Source organism: Bacillus coreaensis (genome assembly GCF_050586445.1).
Classification (GTDB): domain Bacteria; phylum Bacillota; class Bacilli; order Bacillales; family Cytobacillaceae; genus Robertmurraya_A; species Robertmurraya_A coreaensis.
Genome location: NZ_JBOCCY010000025.1, coordinates 23,808 through 42,452 on the forward strand (window position 1 = coordinate 23,808; position 18,645 = coordinate 42,452).

At 38.2% G+C, this 18,645-nt stretch carries 15 protein-coding genes; all 15 read left to right on the forward strand.

Annotated features, from left to right (window positions below; all coding sequences use genetic code 11):
- Positions 1-2: 2 nt before the first annotated feature.
- The 15 genes from mfd (at position 3) to ftsH (ending at position 18,594) form a co-directional block, all read left to right on the forward strand.
- Positions 3-3,542, forward strand: a complete 3,540-nt coding sequence (gene mfd / locus ACQ5H4_RS22330; protein WP_430777086.1) for a transcription-repair coupling factor — start codon at positions 3-5, stop codon at positions 3,540-3,542.
- 230 nt (positions 3,543-3,772) lie between these two features.
- Complete coding sequence (gene spoVT / locus ACQ5H4_RS22335; protein WP_160548451.1) at positions 3,773-4,309, forward strand: stage V sporulation protein T; 537 nt, start codon at positions 3,773-3,775, stop codon at positions 4,307-4,309.
- A gap of 111 nt (positions 4,310-4,420) precedes the next feature.
- On the forward strand, positions 4,421-6,031 hold the full coding sequence (locus ACQ5H4_RS22340) for a putative polysaccharide biosynthesis protein (protein WP_430777087.1): 1,611 nt from the start codon (positions 4,421-4,423) through the stop codon (positions 6,029-6,031).
- Positions 6,031-7,500: a bifunctional methyltransferase/pyrophosphohydrolase YabN gene (gene yabN, locus ACQ5H4_RS22345; protein WP_430777088.1), complete on the forward strand. Its 1,470-nt coding sequence runs from the start codon at positions 6,031-6,033 to the stop codon at positions 7,498-7,500. Before ACQ5H4_RS22340 ends, yabN begins: the two co-directional genes overlap by 1 nt.
- A gap of 13 nt (positions 7,501-7,513) precedes the next feature.
- Positions 7,514-7,783, forward strand: coding sequence for an RNA-binding S4 domain-containing protein (locus ACQ5H4_RS22350; RefSeq protein ID WP_251524188.1), 270 nt, complete (start codon positions 7,514-7,516; stop codon positions 7,781-7,783).
- Between the two features lie 105 nt (positions 7,784-7,888).
- Positions 7,889-8,194, forward strand: coding sequence for a sporulation protein YabP (yabP, locus tag ACQ5H4_RS22355; RefSeq protein ID WP_430777089.1), 306 nt, complete (start codon positions 7,889-7,891; stop codon positions 8,192-8,194).
- Positions 8,191-8,823, forward strand: a complete 633-nt coding sequence (gene yabQ / locus ACQ5H4_RS22360; protein ID WP_430777090.1) for a spore cortex biosynthesis protein YabQ — start codon at positions 8,191-8,193, stop codon at positions 8,821-8,823. The genes yabP and yabQ overlap by 4 nt, the downstream gene beginning before the upstream one ends.
- 15 nt (positions 8,824-8,838) lie before the next feature.
- Positions 8,839-9,228 (forward strand): FtsB family cell division protein, encoded by a 390-nt coding sequence (locus ACQ5H4_RS22365; protein ID WP_430777092.1) that lies wholly within the window; start codon positions 8,839-8,841, stop codon positions 9,226-9,228.
- Between the two features lie 95 nt (positions 9,229-9,323).
- Complete coding sequence (locus ACQ5H4_RS22370; RefSeq protein WP_119706222.1) at positions 9,324-9,812, forward strand: S1 domain-containing RNA-binding protein; 489 nt, start codon at positions 9,324-9,326, stop codon at positions 9,810-9,812.
- A gap of 336 nt (positions 9,813-10,148) precedes the next feature.
- On the forward strand, positions 10,149-12,623 hold the full coding sequence (gene spoIIE, locus ACQ5H4_RS22375; RefSeq protein WP_430777093.1) for a stage II sporulation protein E: 2,475 nt from the start codon (positions 10,149-10,151) through the stop codon (positions 12,621-12,623).
- Positions 12,624-12,650: 27 nt separating this feature from the next.
- Positions 12,651-13,451 (forward strand): vWA domain-containing protein, encoded by an 801-nt coding sequence (locus ACQ5H4_RS22380; protein ID WP_430777094.1) that lies wholly within the window; start codon positions 12,651-12,653, stop codon positions 13,449-13,451.
- A complete protein-coding gene (locus ACQ5H4_RS22385) occupies positions 13,420-14,439 on the forward strand; it encodes a protein kinase domain-containing protein (protein ID WP_430777095.1) in 1,020 nt (339 codons plus the stop codon). Before ACQ5H4_RS22380 ends, ACQ5H4_RS22385 begins: the two co-directional genes overlap by 32 nt.
- Before the next feature lie 88 nt (positions 14,440-14,527).
- Positions 14,528-15,922: a tRNA lysidine(34) synthetase TilS gene (tilS, locus tag ACQ5H4_RS22390; protein ID WP_430777096.1), complete on the forward strand. Its 1,395-nt coding sequence runs from the start codon at positions 14,528-14,530 to the stop codon at positions 15,920-15,922.
- A gap of 24 nt (positions 15,923-15,946) precedes the next feature.
- Complete coding sequence (gene hpt, locus ACQ5H4_RS22395; protein WP_430777097.1) at positions 15,947-16,498, forward strand: hypoxanthine phosphoribosyltransferase; 552 nt, start codon at positions 15,947-15,949, stop codon at positions 16,496-16,498.
- A 116-nt stretch (positions 16,499-16,614) separates the two neighbouring features.
- Positions 16,615-18,594, forward strand: coding sequence for an ATP-dependent zinc metalloprotease FtsH (gene ftsH / locus ACQ5H4_RS22400; protein ID WP_430777098.1), 1,980 nt, complete (start codon positions 16,615-16,617; stop codon positions 18,592-18,594).
- Positions 18,595-18,645 lie beyond the last annotated feature (51 nt).

The following is an 18,645-nucleotide window of genomic DNA, read 5'->3' on the forward strand; positions in this document are numbered from 1 at the left end:
ATATGTTAGCAATTAAGCAACTTTTCAGTGAATTAGATGATACAAAATCCGTCCTTTCTGGAATTGAAGAAGGCATTACTGAACAGCTGATTGCGGGGCTATCTGGTTCTGCAAGGACAGTATTTTTGGCTTCAATGTATGAGCGAATGAGAAAGCCAATGCTTATCGTTACTCATAATCTGTTACAAGCTCAAAAGCTCTATGATGATTTAATCCAATTGGTTGAGGTAGATGAGGTCTTCCTCTATCCAGCTAATGAACTCATCGCAGCTGAGATGAGTATTGCTAGTCCAGAATTAAAGGCACAGAGAATAGAGGCTTTAAATTATTTAAGCAGCAATGCAGGTGGAATTGTTATTGCTCCTATTGCTGGAGTTAGAAAATATCTTCCGCCACTCGAGCTTTGGAAATCCAAACAATATACGATTTCCCTAGGGCAAGATATTGAGTTAGGTGAGCTAAGTCTTCAGCTTGTGAAAATGGGGTATGCAAGGTCTGAAATGGTTGCAGCACCTGGTGAGTTTAGTGTACGTGGGGGGATTTTAGATATATATCCGCTTACGGAAGCGGACCCGATTCGGGTAGAGTTTTTTGATACAGAAGTAGATTCTATTCGCACGTTCTCATTGGAAGATCAGCGCTCAAAGGATAAACTGTCTACCGTTTTTATTGGACCAGCAACGGAAGCGCCACTAGATGATTCCCATTTTCCAATAATCGCCGAGCGGCTTGAGGAGCATCTAGCAAAGAGTTTGAAAAAGTTGAAGGATGAGAAAGTAAAAACCGTACTGTCTCAAAATATAGGCTATGAAATCGAACAGCTTAAGAATGGTCAGAGGCCAGAGCAGTTATTTAAGTATTTATCATTCGCCTATGAAAAGTCTAACAGTCTATTAGACTATTTGCCGAAAAATGGTCTTATTTTTGTAGATGAAATTAGTAGAGTTCAGGAAATGAGCGATTCTTTGGATAAAGAGGAAGCTGAATGGTATACAAGCCTTCTAGGTGAGGGAAAGATTGTTCATGATATTCCTGTGTCTCACCAACTGAATGGAATGCTACAAAAATCTAAAAAATCAATTGTATATATGTCACTTTTCCTAAGACATGTGCCCAATACGAACCCTCAAAATATTATTAATGTCACTTGTAAGCAAATGCAAAATTTCCATGGACAGATGAATGTGTTAAAAGGGGAAATTGAGCGTTGGAAAAAAGGGAAGTACTCCGTCATTTTTTTAGGAGAAGATAATGAGAAAAGTAAGAAACTAGAAAGAGTATTAGAAGACTATGAAATCGAAGCAGTTGTTGCGGACCAAAAGCAGGATATTTTAAAAGGAAAAGTCCAAATTATGCAAGGTGGGTTACAAACAGGCTTCGAGTTACCTATACAGAAAATTGTTGTTATAACAGAGGAAGAACTTTTTAATAAACGTTCGAAGAAAACAACAAGAAGACAAAAGTTATCAAATGCTGAGAGGATAAAGAGTTACTCAGAATTAAAAGTGGGCGACTATGTTGTTCACGTGAATCATGGGATAGGGAAGTATCTTGGGATTGAAACGCTCGTCATAAACGGAGTGCATAAGGATTATTTACACATTCGCTATCAAGGAACCGATAAGTTATATGTTCCTGTAGAGCAAATTGATTTGGTTCAAAAATATGTGGGATCTGAAGGCAAGGAGCCGAAAATATATAAACTTGGTGGGAATGACTGGAAACGTGTGAAAACGAAGGTTCAGTCATCTGTTCAAGATATTGCTGATGATCTTATTAAGCTTTATGCAGAAAGGGAAGCTTCTGTCGGTTATGCCTACAGTCCAGATGGAGATATGCAGAGAGAGTTTGAATCAGCATTTCCATATCAAGAGACAGAGGATCAACTGCGTTCTATCCAGGAAATTAAAAAGGATATGGAAAGAGAGCGTCCGATGGATCGACTGCTGTGTGGGGATGTGGGTTACGGAAAAACTGAGGTTGCCATTCGTGCTGCATTTAAAGCAATTGCAGATGGTAAGCAGGTTGCTTTGCTCGTCCCAACAACGATCTTAGCTCAGCAGCACTATGAGACTATGAGGGAACGTTTTCAAGATTATCCAATTAATATCGGTCTATTAAGTCGTTTTAGAAGCAGAAAGCAGCAGAATGAGACCATTAATGGCCTAAAGACAGGTACGGTAGATGTGGTAGTAGGAACTCATCGAATTCTTTCTAAAGACATTACGTATCGCGATTTAGGGCTGTTGATTATTGATGAAGAACAGCGTTTTGGAGTCACACATAAGGAAAAGATTAAGCAGTTAAAAACAAATGTAGATGTACTCACGTTAACGGCTACTCCGATACCGAGAACTCTTCATATGTCGATGCTAGGAGTAAGGGATCTATCGGTAATTGAGACTCCTCCAGAGAACCGTTTCCCGGTTCAGACCTATGTGATGGAGTATAACGGTGGACTCGTAAAAGAAGCGATTGAAAGGGAATTAGCACGTGGTGGGCAAGTTTATTTCCTTTACAATCGTGTGGAGGATATTGAAAGAAAAGCAGAAGAAATCAGTGCGCTTGTTCCAGATGCTCGTGTGACTTACGCACATGGTAAAATGACGGAGAATGAGCTTGAGTCTGCTATGCTTGGGTTTTTAGAAGGAGAATCGGATGTACTTGTTAGTACGACCATTATTGAAACGGGTGTAGATATTCCTAATGTAAATACCTTGATTGTATTTGATGCTGACCGTATGGGTCTTTCTCAGTTGTATCAGCTAAGAGGACGTGTAGGACGATCTAACCGGGTGGCATACGCGTACTTTACCTATAGAAAGGATAAGGTATTAACAGAAGTTGCAGAAAAAAGACTTCAAGCTATTAAAGAATTTACTGAGCTTGGATCTGGTTTCAAAATAGCCATGCGTGACTTATCTATTCGTGGAGCTGGAAATCTATTAGGTGCAGAACAGCATGGATTTATTGATTCTGTCGGATTTGACCTATATTCTCAAATGCTTAAGGAAGCAATAGAGGAAAGAAAAGTTGGTATCGATAAAGAGGTTGTTATAAAGCCTGTTGAGATTGATGTGGAGGTAGATGCATATATACCAGACACATACATTCGTGATGGAAATCAAAAAATTGAAATGTATAAGCGGTTCCGTGGACTATTAACTCTAGAAGATGTACAAGAGCTTCAGGAGGAGATGATTGATCGATTCGGTGAATTCCCTGATGAAGTGGCCTACTTGTTCCAATTATCCGAGTTAAAGGTCTATGCGAGAATGGCGGGTGTAGAGACAATTAAGCAAAGCAAAAATGAAATTAACATCATTGTCTCTGAAGAGGATAGCTCTCAAATAGATGGGCAGAAAATATTTGAGGTAAGCAGTCAATTTGGCCGGATGGTTGGACTTGGAATGGACGGTAGTAAATTAAAGATGGTTCTTCATATTAAGGGAGTTGGGCTAGATCAGTGGCTAGACGCTGCATTCAAGATGATGAAAGGTCTTCATAATGCAAGGAAGGATCTAGGAAGTATTGTCTCATAAGAGATAAGTAGCATAGTAAAATGTTTAATTGCAAAGGTAAGGGGTAAGTAAAGATTAATTGGTTTATTTATCCATCGTTGTTAATTTTAACATTTTAGAGAAAAAACTATGTAAGTGTATAGAACTTTCCATATGAAAGATACTAAGTTCAAACAATGGCAATCATTTCACAACGTAGGGAGATGGATGCCAATCGTTTAAATCATCAGATGAAAGTGAGGCAACGTTGGATGAAAGCAACTGGTATTGTTCGTCGAATCGATGATTTGGGTCGTGTCGTCATTCCTAAAGAAATCCGCAGAACTCTTCGAATTCGTGAGGGAGACCCGTTAGAAATTTTCGTAGACCGCGATGGAGAGGTGATCTTAAAGAAGTATTCTCCAATCAGCGAGTTAAGTGACTTTGCAAAGGAATATGCAGAGGCTCTATACGATAGCCTAGGAAATCCCATCTTAATTTGTGACAGAGATGCTTACATAGCTGTTGCAGGTAGCTCAAAGAAGGACTATTTAAATAAGAATATTAGTGATCTGGTTGAAAAAACAATGGAAGACAGAACGTCGGTCATTATTACACAACAGGGTGAAGTCGCATTAATCGATGGAATTGAAGAAACCATTTCTTCATACACCGTGGGTCCAATTATTGCAAATGGTGATCCTATCGGTGCTGTCATCATCTTCTCGAAAGAATCCACTATCGGTGAAGTAGAGCGTAAAGCTGTAGAAACAGCTGCTGGATTCCTGGCAAGACAGATGGAATCATAAAATTCAGGGTGAAAAAGAGGTAGCAATCAGCTGCCTCTTTTTCCGTCTTATCATGTATGCATGTCTCTGATGTGCTATAATAACTCCGAATTACATAAATTGGGGGTGAGGGTGATTAAACCCCATATAGAGTCACATACCATACTAAAGGGAACCTTACTTCTTACTGTTTCTGCACTTATTGTTAAAGTGCTAAGTGCGTTTTATCGAATTCCCTTCCAAAACCTAGTTGGGGACGTTGGATTTTATATCTATCAACAAGCCTATCCCTTTTACGGAATGGCCTTGGTGTTATGTACATACGGCTTTCCTGTTATTATATCTAAACTTTATATTGAAAAAATGAGCGTAAAAGACGTTCAAGGAGCAAAGAAGCTAATTGTAACCTCCTCTTTTCTTTTATCTTTGATTGGAGTCATCTTATTTATAGCTTTATTTTACGGTGCTCCTTATATAGCCTCTTTTATGCAGGACCCACATATTGCCCTTCTTTTAAAGGCCATTTCTTTTATCTTTCTTTTATTCCCGGTTCTATCTATTTTGAGAGGGGTTTTCCAGGGAAGTGGTGATATGAAGCCGACGGCAATATCACAAGTAAGTGAACAATTTATACGAGTCAGCACCATTTTAATGGTTGCCTTCTTTTTGAGGAACGAAGATCTATATACAGTGGGAGCAGGAGCGATGTTTGGTTCCGTTATCGGAGGGCTAGTAGCAGTATCCGTCTTGCTTTTCTATTTTAAAAAGAGGCAAAAGGATCTCCCGTTGTTTTTTCAAAAGGCATCCATTCCATCATGGTCTGAAGCAAAGGGAATTATAAAATTAGTTTGTATTCAAGGATTTGCTATTAGTGTAAGTAGTATGCTTCTCTTATTTATTCAACTGGCAGATTCTCTAAACCTGTATTCATTATTATTAAAAATTGTGACAAATGAACATGCTGCAAAAGAAATAAAGGGAATATATGATCGAGGAGTTCCTCTTATTCAACTCGGAACGGTAGTAGCTACATCGATGTCGTTAGCGCTTGTACCAATTATCTCTAGTGAAAAAGTGAAAAAGAATATGAGGGTGTTACATGATCGAATTCGCTTGTCTTTGCTTATTAGCATAATGATTGGATGCGGAGCAAGTATTGGGCTTCTTTCCATTATTGAGCCGACCAATATATTTTTATTTCGAAATAGCGAAGGGTCATCCATTCTTGCTATGCAAAGCACCATCATTCTTTTAAGTTCCCTTATTATCACCTTATGTGCGGTACTTCAAGGAATGGGGCAAATCGTCTTTCCTGCGATCACCATTGTTCTTGGATGTTTATTAAAATACTTATTTAATATGTATTTCGTGCCCCTATTTGGAGCTTATGGTGCGGTCTTTGCTTCCGTTTTATCACTTGTTATTATTTGCATCCTTTTGTTTATGGTTCTACTAACAAGGGTAAAGGGAGAGATTATAAAAGGGAAAGAGTTAATAAAGGTTGCGGTGGCTGCTTTCATCATGTTTTTGGTATTAAAAGGGTACCAGTGGCTTATTGATCATTTCCTGAATGAACCGAGTCGATTAGAGTCTGGTTTAGAAGCAATGGTTGGTGTCATATTAGGTGGACTAAGCTACTTAATTGTTATATTAAGATTATATACATTTAAAGAGAGTGAATTGAGTTTATTGCCTCTTGGAAGCAAACTAATACAATTACTCCCGAAAAAAAATAGGAGTTGATGAATTTGAATAAAATCCAAATCGTTGGTCTTGGTGCAGGTGATATGGATCAGCTGCCACTTGGTATATATAAAATTTTAAAACAAAGTGAGAGAGTGCATCTTCGAACGAAAGAACATCCTGTAGTGGATGAGTTAGTGAGAAAAGAAGATTTTCAGTTTACTTCATATGATCATATATACGAAGCAAAAGAAACATTTAATGAGGTATATGAGTCTATATGCGATGATCTTATCTCAAAAGCAAATAAGGGGTCACTAGTGTATGCTGTTCCTGGACATCCAATGGTTGCCGAACGTACGGTTCAAATTCTGTTAGAAAGAGCAAATGAGCTACAGGTAGAGATTGAGGTTATTGGAGGTCAAAGTTTTTTAGATCCCTTGTTTCAGGCAGTAAAAATCGATCCAATAGAAGGATTCCAACTTTTAGATGGGACAAATCTGAAGCGTGACGATATTTATATGAGTCAGCATCTGATTATCGGGCAGGTATATGACACTTTTATTGCCTCAGAAGTAAAACTAACATTAATGGAAAAATACCCTTATGACCATGATGTGACGATTGTAACAGCAGCAGGTACTTCCAAAGAACTGGTCAAAAAGGTTCCGTTGCATGAGCTTGACCGAGAAGTGACATTAAATAACTTAACCTCCGTATATGTACCACCTGTTCAAAATGAAGAGTTATCTTATAAAGAGTTTTCTAAGCTTCGAAATATAATTGCTGAACTTCGTGGGTCAAATGGCTGTCCTTGGGATAAAAAGCAAACACATCAATCTTTAAAAAAGTATCTTATTGAAGAGTCATATGAGTTAATTGAAGCAATAGAGGAAGAAGATATTGACCACATGATTGAAGAGCTAGGAGACGTACTACTTCAAGTAATGCTACATGCACAAATCGGAGAGGATGAAGGATATTTCTCTATTGATGAAGTAATTGAGGGAATATCAGCGAAGATGGTTAGAAGGCATCCGCATGTATTTGGTGATGTGACCGCCGAAACGGCTGACGAAGTTTTGAAAAATTGGCAAGAGATTAAAGTGGAAGAAAAAGGGGAACAAAAAGTTTCTATTCTTGATGGTGTAGGTACACATTTACCTAACTTAATACGTGCTTATGAATTACAAAAAAAGGCGGCAAAGGTTGGTTTTGATTGGGAAAATGTATTACAAGCATGGGAAAAGGTAAAAGAGGAACTTCTAGAGTTTGAGGAAGAACTCGCAAAGGATACGCATACAGATGATTTGCAGAAGGAATTAGGAGATATCTTGTTCGCTCTGGTCAATATTGCTCGGTTTTTACAAATTCAGCCTGAAGAGGCTTTGTTTCAAACAAATCAAAAATTCATGCGACGCTTTGCCTTTATAGAGGCTAAGGTGCTTTCAAGTGGGAAAAGCTTTGATGAATTTACGTTAGAAGAGCTTGATCAGTTCTGGAATGAGGCAAAAAAAGAAGAGCGATAAGGAGGAGTTTAATATGAGATTAGATAAATTTTTAAAAGTCTCACGTCTTATTAAAAGAAGAACACTTGCAAAAGAAGTTAGTGACCAAGGGAGAATTACGATAAATGGCCTCCAGGCAAAAGCGAGCTCAACCGTAAAAGTTGGAGATGAACTGGCTGTCCGATTTGGGCAAAAGATCGTAACGGTAAAAATTGAAAAGCTTCAAGAAACTTCTCGAAAAGAGGAAGCGGCAGATATGTATAGTCTTGTTAAGGAAGAGAAGGTTGAAGAAGCCGTTGAATAGCTAGCTAGAAGAGGAATCGTATCCTTATGTTTCTGTTCTAATTGAATCATTCCCTTCATACATATGTACAAAAGGTTGTACAAAGTGATTGTGAGGGATGAGAGAATGAGCCAATACTATGACACAAATACTTCAAAGGGATCTACGTTACCAGATCATGATGTCATCATGAGGGGACGTAGACTTTTAGACATCACAGGTGTGAAACAAGTTGAGAGTTTTGATAATGAAGAGTTTCTTCTTGAAACCGTAATGGGCTTTCTTGCTATTAAGGGTCAGAATCTGCAGATGAAAAACCTAGATGTTGATAAAGGGATTGTATCAATTAAAGGGAAAGTTTTTGATCTTGTGTATTTAGATGATCAGCATGGGGAGAAGGCTAAAGGTTTCTTTGGCAAGCTATTCCGATGACGCTTACTACACAATTTTTAACAATGATTTCCATGGCGGCCATGGGAAGCTATCTAGGTGCTGCAATTGATACGTATAATCGTTTCTTATTTCGATCGAAAAGAAAGTCTTGGCTTGTATTTTTAAACGACATATTCTTTTGGATTCTACAAGGTTTGATTTTTTTCTATGTTTTATTTGTTATTAACCAAGGAGAATTAAGGTTTTATATCTTCCTGGCCATTCTCTGTGGGTTTGCTGCTTACCAAAGTCTCTTAAAGCGTGGGTACGCAAGAGTTTTAGAGATTATCATAAACATGATAATCTCTATTTATCGGTATGCTGTTAAAATATTCCTTATGCTTATTTATAGGCCCATTGTCTCTCTCTTGCTAGGTTGTGTTAGTCTAGTTACGATTATAGGAAAGGGACTATTCGCACTTGTGATGTGGACAATCAGGGTCATTTGGACGATAATTAAACTGGTACTTACCCCTATCAAATGGCTCTTGATATTATTTTGGAATTTATTGCCGAAACATATTAAAAAAACCGTCGAGAAGTTATATAATAAGTTAGCAGGATATTATCAGAGAATAAAGAATACCATTAATAACGTTCTTTCTAGGTGGAGAAAGGACAAAGAGTAAGGAGGGAACGCCGAGGTGAGTGTTGTTAGAAAACGCAATATAACAAAAATACCGTCACAATATGTGGAGCATCAGGAAATGGCAGTGATTCAAAATGCAAGAAAAAGAACTCTGCTTATGAGAAGGCTTATTGTTTTTATTGTAATTGTAGGATTAGCAGCATACTTTATTGTATCTACACTCCTAAGGCAATCCGCGACTCTAGAGGCAATGAAGGAAGAAAAGCAAAAGGCGGACCAGGAACTAGTCGCCTTAAAAAAGGATGAAACCATCCTTAAAGAGGAAATCATTAAGTTAAATGATGAAGAATATATCGCTAAATTAGCAAGAAAGGATTTCTTTCTTTCCAATAGTAACGAGATAATTTTCAACCTCCCAGAGGAAAAAAATGACAAGGAAAAATGAACCGGTAACTCGGCTTATTGACACGCTTTTTTTCCTTTCTGTATAATATATATAAAGTATGATTTTTTATATTCTTAAGGAGGAACATTCTTTTTATGTCAATCGAAGTAGGCAGCAAGTTACAAGGAAAGGTAACAGGCATTACTAATTTTGGAGCTTTTGTAGAGCTACCGGAAGGATCAACAGGTCTTGTTCACATTAGTGAAGTTGCAGATAATTATGTTAAGGACATTAATGACCATCTAAAAGTTGGTGACCAAGTTGAAGTAAAAGTTATCAATGTTGAGAAAGATGGGAAGATCGGTTTATCAATTAAAAAAGCTGTGGATCGACCTGAAAGACCTGAGAGACCTGAACGTAGCTCTCGTCCAGAAAGATCGGAAAGACCACCATATCGTGGTGGCGGAAATGATTCAAGAGGAGCAGGGCGTCCGCGTCAAGGGAAAGCAAATGATAGAATGCCTGCTAAAGAGAACTTTGAGTCTAAAATGGCTCGTTTCTTAAAAGATAGTGAAGATCGACTGTCTTCTCTTAAGCGTAATACTGAGTCTAAGCGCGGTGGAAGAGGAGCTAGAAGAGGGTAACTTGCTGCTTATACATTAATAAATATGAAGGCAAGCCGAAAAACGGCTTGCCTTTTTGTATGGGTTCATAAATTTCTATAAAAAATGACTATTTTTATTCCCATAATTTCTACAAAAACCCCTTTCTTTTTGGAAGGGGTTTTGACTTCCGAAGTTATGAATATAGTTCCGAAAGCGAAGAAATATATAGAATCTTGTCACGTTATTGAATAATTCTTGTATTAATCCAAGAATTACGTCGAAGGAAAATTGGAATATGTTGAGTAATTATGACAAAATTTTGAACTTATGTTTTTTATAATGCTTGCAACGAAACAAAAATGGGGTGTAAAAATTATGGAAAAGGTAGAAAGGAATATTATTGATCCTGTCGGTGATGTCAATTTTAATAAACATAAGATTGAGTTTGGAAATATGTTGAGCAAGCTACAAGCAAAGTTAGAGACGTTTTTCGTAAAGAAAGGAATTCTTCTACTACTCATCGGATTTTTGCTTGGACGAGCCCTTATATTGGCTAAACTAACGCCTTTTGCCCTTCCTTTTTTTGCGGCTGTCTATTTCGTAAAAAAGGACAAAGCTCCTCTTGCTTTAATCGGACTAGTAGCTGGTGCAGCAACCCTTTCAATTGTAAATTCCGCTTTTGCTTTTTGCACAGCTTTTCTCTTTTTATTTGCCTTTCGACTAACGAAAAGATGGTTGAAAACAGAAGTTCGTGCAATCCCCTTTTATGTATTCTTCACTTTGGGTATTGGTGAGATTGGAAAAAGCTATCTAACAACAGGCAATGTATCACTTTACGATGGAATGATGGCAGGGGTTGAGGCTAGTCTTGGCTTCATATTAACCCTAATTTTCCTTCAGAGTATCCCTCTTCTTTCAATAAGTAAAAGAAGACAAACTTTAAAAACCGAAGAAATCGTATGTCTTATTATTATGCTGGCATCTATTATGACAGGGACCATTGGTTGGTCATTGTATGATTTATCTATTGAACATATTATGTCGAGGTATTTAGTATTAGTATTCTCCTTTGTTGCTGGGGCAACCGTAGGCTCTACTGTCGGAGTTGTGACGGGATTAATATTCAGTCTGGCGAACATTACTAGTTTCTATCATATGAGTTTACTAGCCTTTTCGGGGCTGTTAGGAGGACTTTTAAAAGAGGGGAAAAAAGTAGGAGTAGCCGTTGGATTATTAATAGCAACTTTATTAATTGGCATGTACGGAGAGGGTGGTGGTTCTCTTTACAAAACCGTCTTAGAAACATCTGCTGCGATTCTATTATTTTTCCTGACACCTCAAGCACTAACATCTAAACTAGCCAAGCATATCCCTGGAACACCCGAGTATTCTGCTGAGCAACAGCAGTATATGAGAAAAATGAGGGATGTAACTGCACAAAGAGTAGAACAATTCTCTTCTGTCTTTCAAGCTCTGTCAGACAGTTTTTCATCATTAGATGATAGTGGAGAAATAGACAAAGATAGAGAACTTGACTTTTTCCTAGGAAACGTAACAGAAAAGACCTGTCAAACTTGCTTTAAAAAGGAAAATTGCTGGTCCAGAAACTTTAATACAACTTATGAATATATGAAAGATATTATGAATGAAATGGATCAAAACTCTGGTGTTGTGCCATTAAAGCTTTCACGAGACTGGGAGAAACATTGCACAAAGTCCAAAAAGGTAGTCGATGCGATTCAACAGGAATTAACCTTCTATCAAGCGAATCAAAAGCTGAAGAAACAAGTGCAGGAAAGTAGAAGACTTGTGGCTGACCAACTCCTGGGTGTTTCAACGGTCATGGGGAACTTTGCAAAGGAGATTCAAAGGGAAAGAGATAATCATTATAAGCAAGAAGAACTTATACTTGAAGCATTACGAGAGTATGGTGTTCATATAGAACATGTTGAAATCTATAGCCTTGAACAAGGAAGTGTTGATATAGATATAACCATTCCATATTGTAATGGACATGGAGAATGTGAAAAGATCATCGCACCTATGTTATCAGACATATTAGGGGAAAACATCGTTGTAAATGCAGAAGAGTGTGCTTCCTATCCAAATGGTTATTGTCATGTAACGTTCCATTCGGCGAAGGCTTTTACAATTGATACAGGGGTTGCTCATGCGGCAAAGGATGGGGGCTTTGTATCAGGTGATAGTTATTCAACGATTGAGCTTGGTGGTGGAAAGTATGCTGTTGCCATTAGCGATGGCATGGGAAATGGGGAAAGAGCCCATATCGAGAGCCAGGAAACTCTTCAACTTCTACAGAAAATTCTGCAATCGGGAATAGAGGAGAAGGTGGCCATTAAGTCAGTCAATTCTGTCCTATCTCTGCGCACAACGGATGAAATATTCTCAACTTTAGATTTAGCAATGATTGATCTTCAAAATGCCGCTGTACGTTTCTTGAAAATTGGTTCAACACCAAGTTTTATTAAGAGGGGGAACGCAGTTATTAAAGTCCAAGCGAGTAATCTTCCGATGGGGATTATTCAGGAGTTTGATGTGGATGTGGTAAGTGAACAATTAAAGGCTGGTGATCTCCTGATTATGATGAGTGATGGAGTATTTGAAGGGCCTAAGCATGTAGAGAACTATGACCTTTGGATGAAACGGAAAATCGGAGAGTTAGTTACGGACGATCCACAAGAGGTGGCTGATTTAATTATGGAAGAGGTGATTCGCTCTCGTTCAGGGTATATTGAGGATGATATGACAGTCGTTGTTTCAAAGATTAAACATAATACTCCGAAGTGGTCCTCTATACCGGTTAATAAATATCGACAAAAAGCAAACTAGTTATTTTATACAGTAAAGAGAAAAGATATGTATATTTCCTCTCCAACTAGTCGAAAATGTTATCAATATGTAGACGTGGAGGGGAATCGAATGAAAACTGGCACATTAAAACAAATTCTTTTGATAACTGATGGATGCTCAAACCAAGGAGAGGACCCAATTGCTGTTTCAGCTTTAGCAAAAGAACAAGGGATCACTGTAAATGTTATTGGAGTGATGGAACAGGATGTTATTGATGATCAAGGTTTAAGAGAAATTGAGAATATTGCATTATCTGGTGGAGGAGTAAGTCAAGTAGTCTATGCACAGCAGCTTTCTCAAACCGTACAAATGGTTACAAGAAAGGCGATGACACAAACACTTCAAGGAGTGGTAAATAAGGAATTACAGCAAATTTTAGGTGGTTCACAGACAGTAGAGGACTTACCTCCGGAAAAACGAGGCGAAGTAATGGAGGTTGTTGATGAGCTTGGAGAAAAGGTAGAACTGGAAGTGTTGATTCTTGTCGACACAAGCGCAAGTATGAAACACAAGCTTCCAACTGTTAAAGAGGCTTTATTAGACCTATCGTTAAGCCTTAATGCTAGGTCAGGTGACAATCATTTTTCCGTATTTGTATTTCCCGGGAAAAAGAATGATGTCGAAAAATTGCTAGATTGGACCCCGAGGTTAGAATCATTAAGTAGTATTTTTTCAAAACTTACAACAGGTGGAATTACACCTACTGGTCCCGCACTCCGTGAAGCACTGTCATCCTTTAAGAAAAAACGTTCGTTAAGGAGCCTACTTTCTCGTGATGATGAACAATTCTTTGAAGAATCTGTCTAATTTAACAGCTGGAACAATTGTTGAAGGGAAATGGCATAAGAATAGATATGTAATTGTCAAGGAGCTTGGGTATGGAGCAAATGGAATTGTTTATCTTGCTCAGTACTTAAATCAGTATATAGCATTAAAGTTGAGTCATAATGGCATGTCAATTACTTCTGAGGTCAATGTCCTCAAATCCTTTGCCAAGGTCCAAGGGTCAACCCTAGGGCCTTCTTTGGTTGATGTGGATGATTGGATAAGACCGTCAGGAAAGGTATCCTTTTATGCAATGGAATATATTAAAGGTCCGGACTTTTTAACGTTTATACAACAAAAGGGGTCAGTATGGATTGAAGTTCTTGTGCTACAGTTACTCTCCGATCTCCATCTATTGCATGTCAATGGATGGACTTTTGGGGACTTAAAGCCAGAAAATTTAATCGTTACAGGTCCACCATCGAAAATACGATGTATTGATGTTGGAGGTACAACCATTCAAGGAAGAGCAATCAAAGAATTCACAGAGTTTTATGATAGAGGCTATTGGGGTCTTGGATCAAGAAAAGCAGATCCAGCTTACGACTTATTTGCAGTTGCGATGATTATGATCAATACCGCATATCCAAAGCGGTTCCAGAAAACCTCAGGAGGTCTTAATCAGTTACAAATGATGATTAGACAAAAGTCTGAATTACTAAAATTTGAGCAAGTGATCATTCATGCACTGCAAGGGAAATACCAATCAGCTATGGACATGAGAAAAGCAATAATTGAAGGTAATCATGCTCCTATTCAGCCCAATACAACGAAGGCATCCAATATACAATCACAAAAGCAACGCTCTAAACCATCTGTGCAGCAGCAAAGAAGCCAGGCGCAAAATCAAACGGGTCAAAGTCGTCAAACTGTTGTAAAAAAGAAAAAGAAAAGGCATGCCCTTGAAACAATGCTCATTGTAACGACGCTGTCCTTTCTTTATTTCCTTTATATTTATGGGCAGTTATAAAAAAATAATAAATAAATCCCTTAGTTTTTGAAGGAATGTATAGAACATGGTAAGCTAATGATAAGACAATGAAGTAAGGAAGAATCTCATGCTTGAACAAAAAGTAGAAGCTTTTCTAACTCGAAAACAAATAAACTTAATGGGAGCCAGCATTTTAGTTGGTGTATCGGGAGGCCCAGATTCCCTTGCACTTCTGCATTTCCTATGGAGGCGTCAAGAGCGTTACCAATTAAAACTTTTTGTTGCACATGTCAATCATATGTTTAGAGGAGGTGAGTCCGAGCGTGAAGCAAGGTTTGTACAGTCCTTTTGTGAAGAAAGGAACATTCCTATAACGGTTCGTTCTATAAATGTACCATTGTACATGGAAGAAACAGGGTTGAGCTCCCAGGTAGCTGCTAGAGAATGCAGATACTCTTTTTTTCAAGAAACGATGAGAAGGGAAAACCTTCGCTATTTGATGCTCGGACATCACGGGGATGACCAAATGGAAACGGTAATTATGAGGTTAACAAGAGGAAGTTCAGGAAAAGCTAGAGTCGGTATCCCTTTTTCAAGACCATTTGATAGAGGGACCCTTCTAAGACCTTTTCTTTGCGCCTCTAAACAAGAAATAGAAGAATACTGCCAAAGACATTTGTTAGATCCAAGAAGAGACCCTAGTAATGAAAGTGACAGATATAGTAGAAATCGATTTCGCCACACCATCCTTCCTTTTTTGAAAGCTGAAAACCCTAGGGTACATGAGCATTTTCAAAGGTTTAGTGAGGAAATGGAAGAGACAGAGTGCTTTTTGGAAGACTTGGCAAACCAGCAATTAACAAAGGTCATAAGTTTTCAAAGTGAAGAAAAAAATGTTGTTGACATTCAAACCCTATGCTCAATGCCAATGCCTTTACAAAGAAGAGTGATTAAACTAATATTAAACTATCTTTATAAGCAACAACCAGCTTCCCTTTCTGCTATTCATATTGAACAGATCTTTTCTCTTATCAACAATCCTCAGCCCTCCGGTGTGATTGATTTACCTGAAAAATTAAAGGTAACTCGTTCATATGGAGAGTTACAATTTCAATTTCAACATACCCTACCAAAGGATGTAACCTTTGAAATTGAATTAAAGGTTGGAAAAACAGTATTACCAACAGGGGATTTCATGACTTGGGAATATCTTGATAAAGAAATAGAATATACTAACATTAATCAACTTCTACTTCCTTTAACCTACAGCAATCTTCCGCTGAAGGTCAGAACAAGGAGAGAGGGAGATCGAATGAGAGTGAAAGGGATGAAAGGAACAAAAAAGATTAAAGATATCTTTATTGATCTGAAGCTACCCATTAAAGAGAGAAATAGGTGGCCTATTGTTACAGACTCAAATGATCATATCATTTGGATTCCTGGCATAAAGAAATCAGATATATCTTCTTTCGTTCAAGTTGATGAAAAGAAATACATACTATTACAATATAACAAGCAATGATCTTCTAGGGGGCACAAACAAATCATGATGAAAAATGACATTGAAAAAGTTTTATTTTCTGAAGAAGAAATTCAGGAGAAAATCAAGGAGTTAGGGGCAAAACTATCACATGATTATAGTGATAAGTTCCCATTAGCAATTGGCGTACTTAAGGGTGCGATGCCTTTTATGTCAGATCTTTTAAAACGAATGGATACATACCTTGAAATGGATTTTATGGATGTGTCAAGTTACGGAAATTCAACGGTATCTTCTGGTGAAGTGAAGATTTTGAAGGATTTAGATACTTCAGTAGAGGGTAGAGATATATTAATAATCGAAGACATTATTGATAGTGGGTTAACACTTAGCTATCTTGTTGAGCTTTTCCGTTACCGCAAAGCAAAGTCGATTAATATTGTCACATTATTAGATAAACCTACTGGACGTAAGGCTGATATAGCGGCAGATTATGTTGGATTCATCGTTCCTGATGAGTTTGTTGTAGGTTATGGTCTCGATTATGCGGAGAAATACCGTAATTTACCTTATATTGGGGTTTTGAAGCCGGAAGTTTACACAACAAATAACGAGTAAGCGTACGACAAAAGAATTAGTATAGTATGCATATTAAATAGGCATATTCATATACTGGAACAATTTTCTATGTTACTATTTACTATAGTTTGTTTACCCGTGGGAGGAGGTAAGGGATGAATCGGATTTTTCGTAATACCATCTTTTATTTATTAATTTTTCTAGTGATTATTGGTGTGGTTAGCTTTTTTAATGGTAATAATGAACCGACCGAAAATATATCTTATAGTAAATTCGTAGACCATCTTGAAGCTAAACAGGTGGAGTCCATCTCAGTTCAGCCTGAAAGAGGAGTTTATGAAGTTCGTGGGACACTTGAAGGTGCAGAAGAAGGAAAAACATTTATTACTTACGTATGGAACAGTGAAAGTCTATTACAAAGGATTGAGCAGGCTGATCCTACTGTAGATGTGCTTCCTGCGAAGGAAACAAGTGGTTGGGTAACTTTCTTTACTTCTATTATTCCGTTTGTCATTATCTTTATTTTGTTCTTCTTCCTTTTGAATCAGGCACAAGGCGGTGGAAGCCGTGTCATGAATTTTGGAAAGAGCAAGGCGAAGCTTTACAATGACGACAAGAAGAAGGTTCGTTTCAAAGATGTAGCTGGCGCTGATGAGGAGAAGCAAGAGCTCGTTGAAGTCGTTGAATTTTTAAAAGATCCTCGTAAATTTGCAGAACTAGGTGCGCGTATTCCAAAAGGAGTACTTTTGGTAGGACCTCCAGGTACCGGTAAAACACTATTAGCCCGTGCGGCTGCTGGTGAAGCAGGTGTTCCATTCTTCTCCATTAGTGGTTCAGACTTTGTTGAGATGTTTGTTGGGGTAGGGGCATCGCGTGTACGTGACTTATTCGAAAATGCAAAGAAGAATGCACCTTGTATTATCTTTATTGATGAAATTGATGCAGTTGGACGTCAGCGTGGTGCTGGGCTTGGTGGTGGACACGATGAGCGTGAACAAACGTTAAACCAATTGCTTGTTGAAATGGATGGATTCGGAGCAAACGAAGGAATTATTATCGTTGCCGCTACAAATCGACCAGATATTTTAGATCCTGCGTTACTACGTCCAGGGCGCTTTGACCGTCAAATAACTGTGGATCGTCCAGATGTTGTTGGTCGTGAGGCAGTGTTGAAAGTACATGCGCGTAACAAGCCACTTGATGAATCAGTTAACTTAAAAGCGATTGCAGCTCGTACTCCAGGGTTCTCTGGAGCAGATCTCGAGAACTTATTGAATGAAGCAGCATTAGTTGCAGCTCGTCGAAATAAGAAAAAAGTTGATATGACAGATATTGATGAAGCGACAGACCGTGTTATTGCGGGACCTGCGAAAAAGAGCCGTGTCATATCTAAGAAAGAACGCAATATTGTTGCTTTCCATGAAGCGGGCCATACCGTTATTGGTGTGGTGTTAGAGGAAGCTGAAATGGTGCATAAGGTAACGATTGTCCCTCGTGGGCAAGCAGGTGGATATGCGGTAATGCTTCCAAAAGAAGATCGTTACTTCATGACGAAACCTGAGTTACTTGATAAAATTGTTGGCTTACTAGGAGGACGTGTTGCTGAGGAAATTGTCTTCGGTGAAGTAAGTACAGGCGCTCATAACGACTTCCAACGTGCAACAGGAATTGCTCGCCGAATGGTTACAGAGTTCGGAATGAGTGAGAAGTTAGGTCCATTACAATTTGGTCAAACTTCTGGTGGTCAAGTGTTCTTAGGGCGAGACATTCATAATGAACAAAACTATTCAGATAAGATTGCATATGATATCGATCTTGAGATCCAAACCATTATTAAAGAGTGTTACGCTAAAGCGAAAAAGCTTCTCACTGAAAACCGAGATAAACTTGATTTGATAGCAAATACACTTCTTGAAGTAGAAACTCTAGATGCTGAGCAAATTAAGCACCTAGTTGAAAAAGGATCACTTCCTGATCGACCATCTAGTGAGGATGGTGTTGATGCAAACCCTACAACATCAGTGGTAGATGATGTGAAAGTGAACATCGGCGGTAAGAAAGAAGAAGAATCGTCAATAGATGAGGCATCTTCAAATGAAAGTACACTACCTGATTTAAGAAGTAAAAAAGAATAATAAATCTTAAGAGGTACTCATCTACTGAGTGCCTCTTTTCTATGCTTGCGT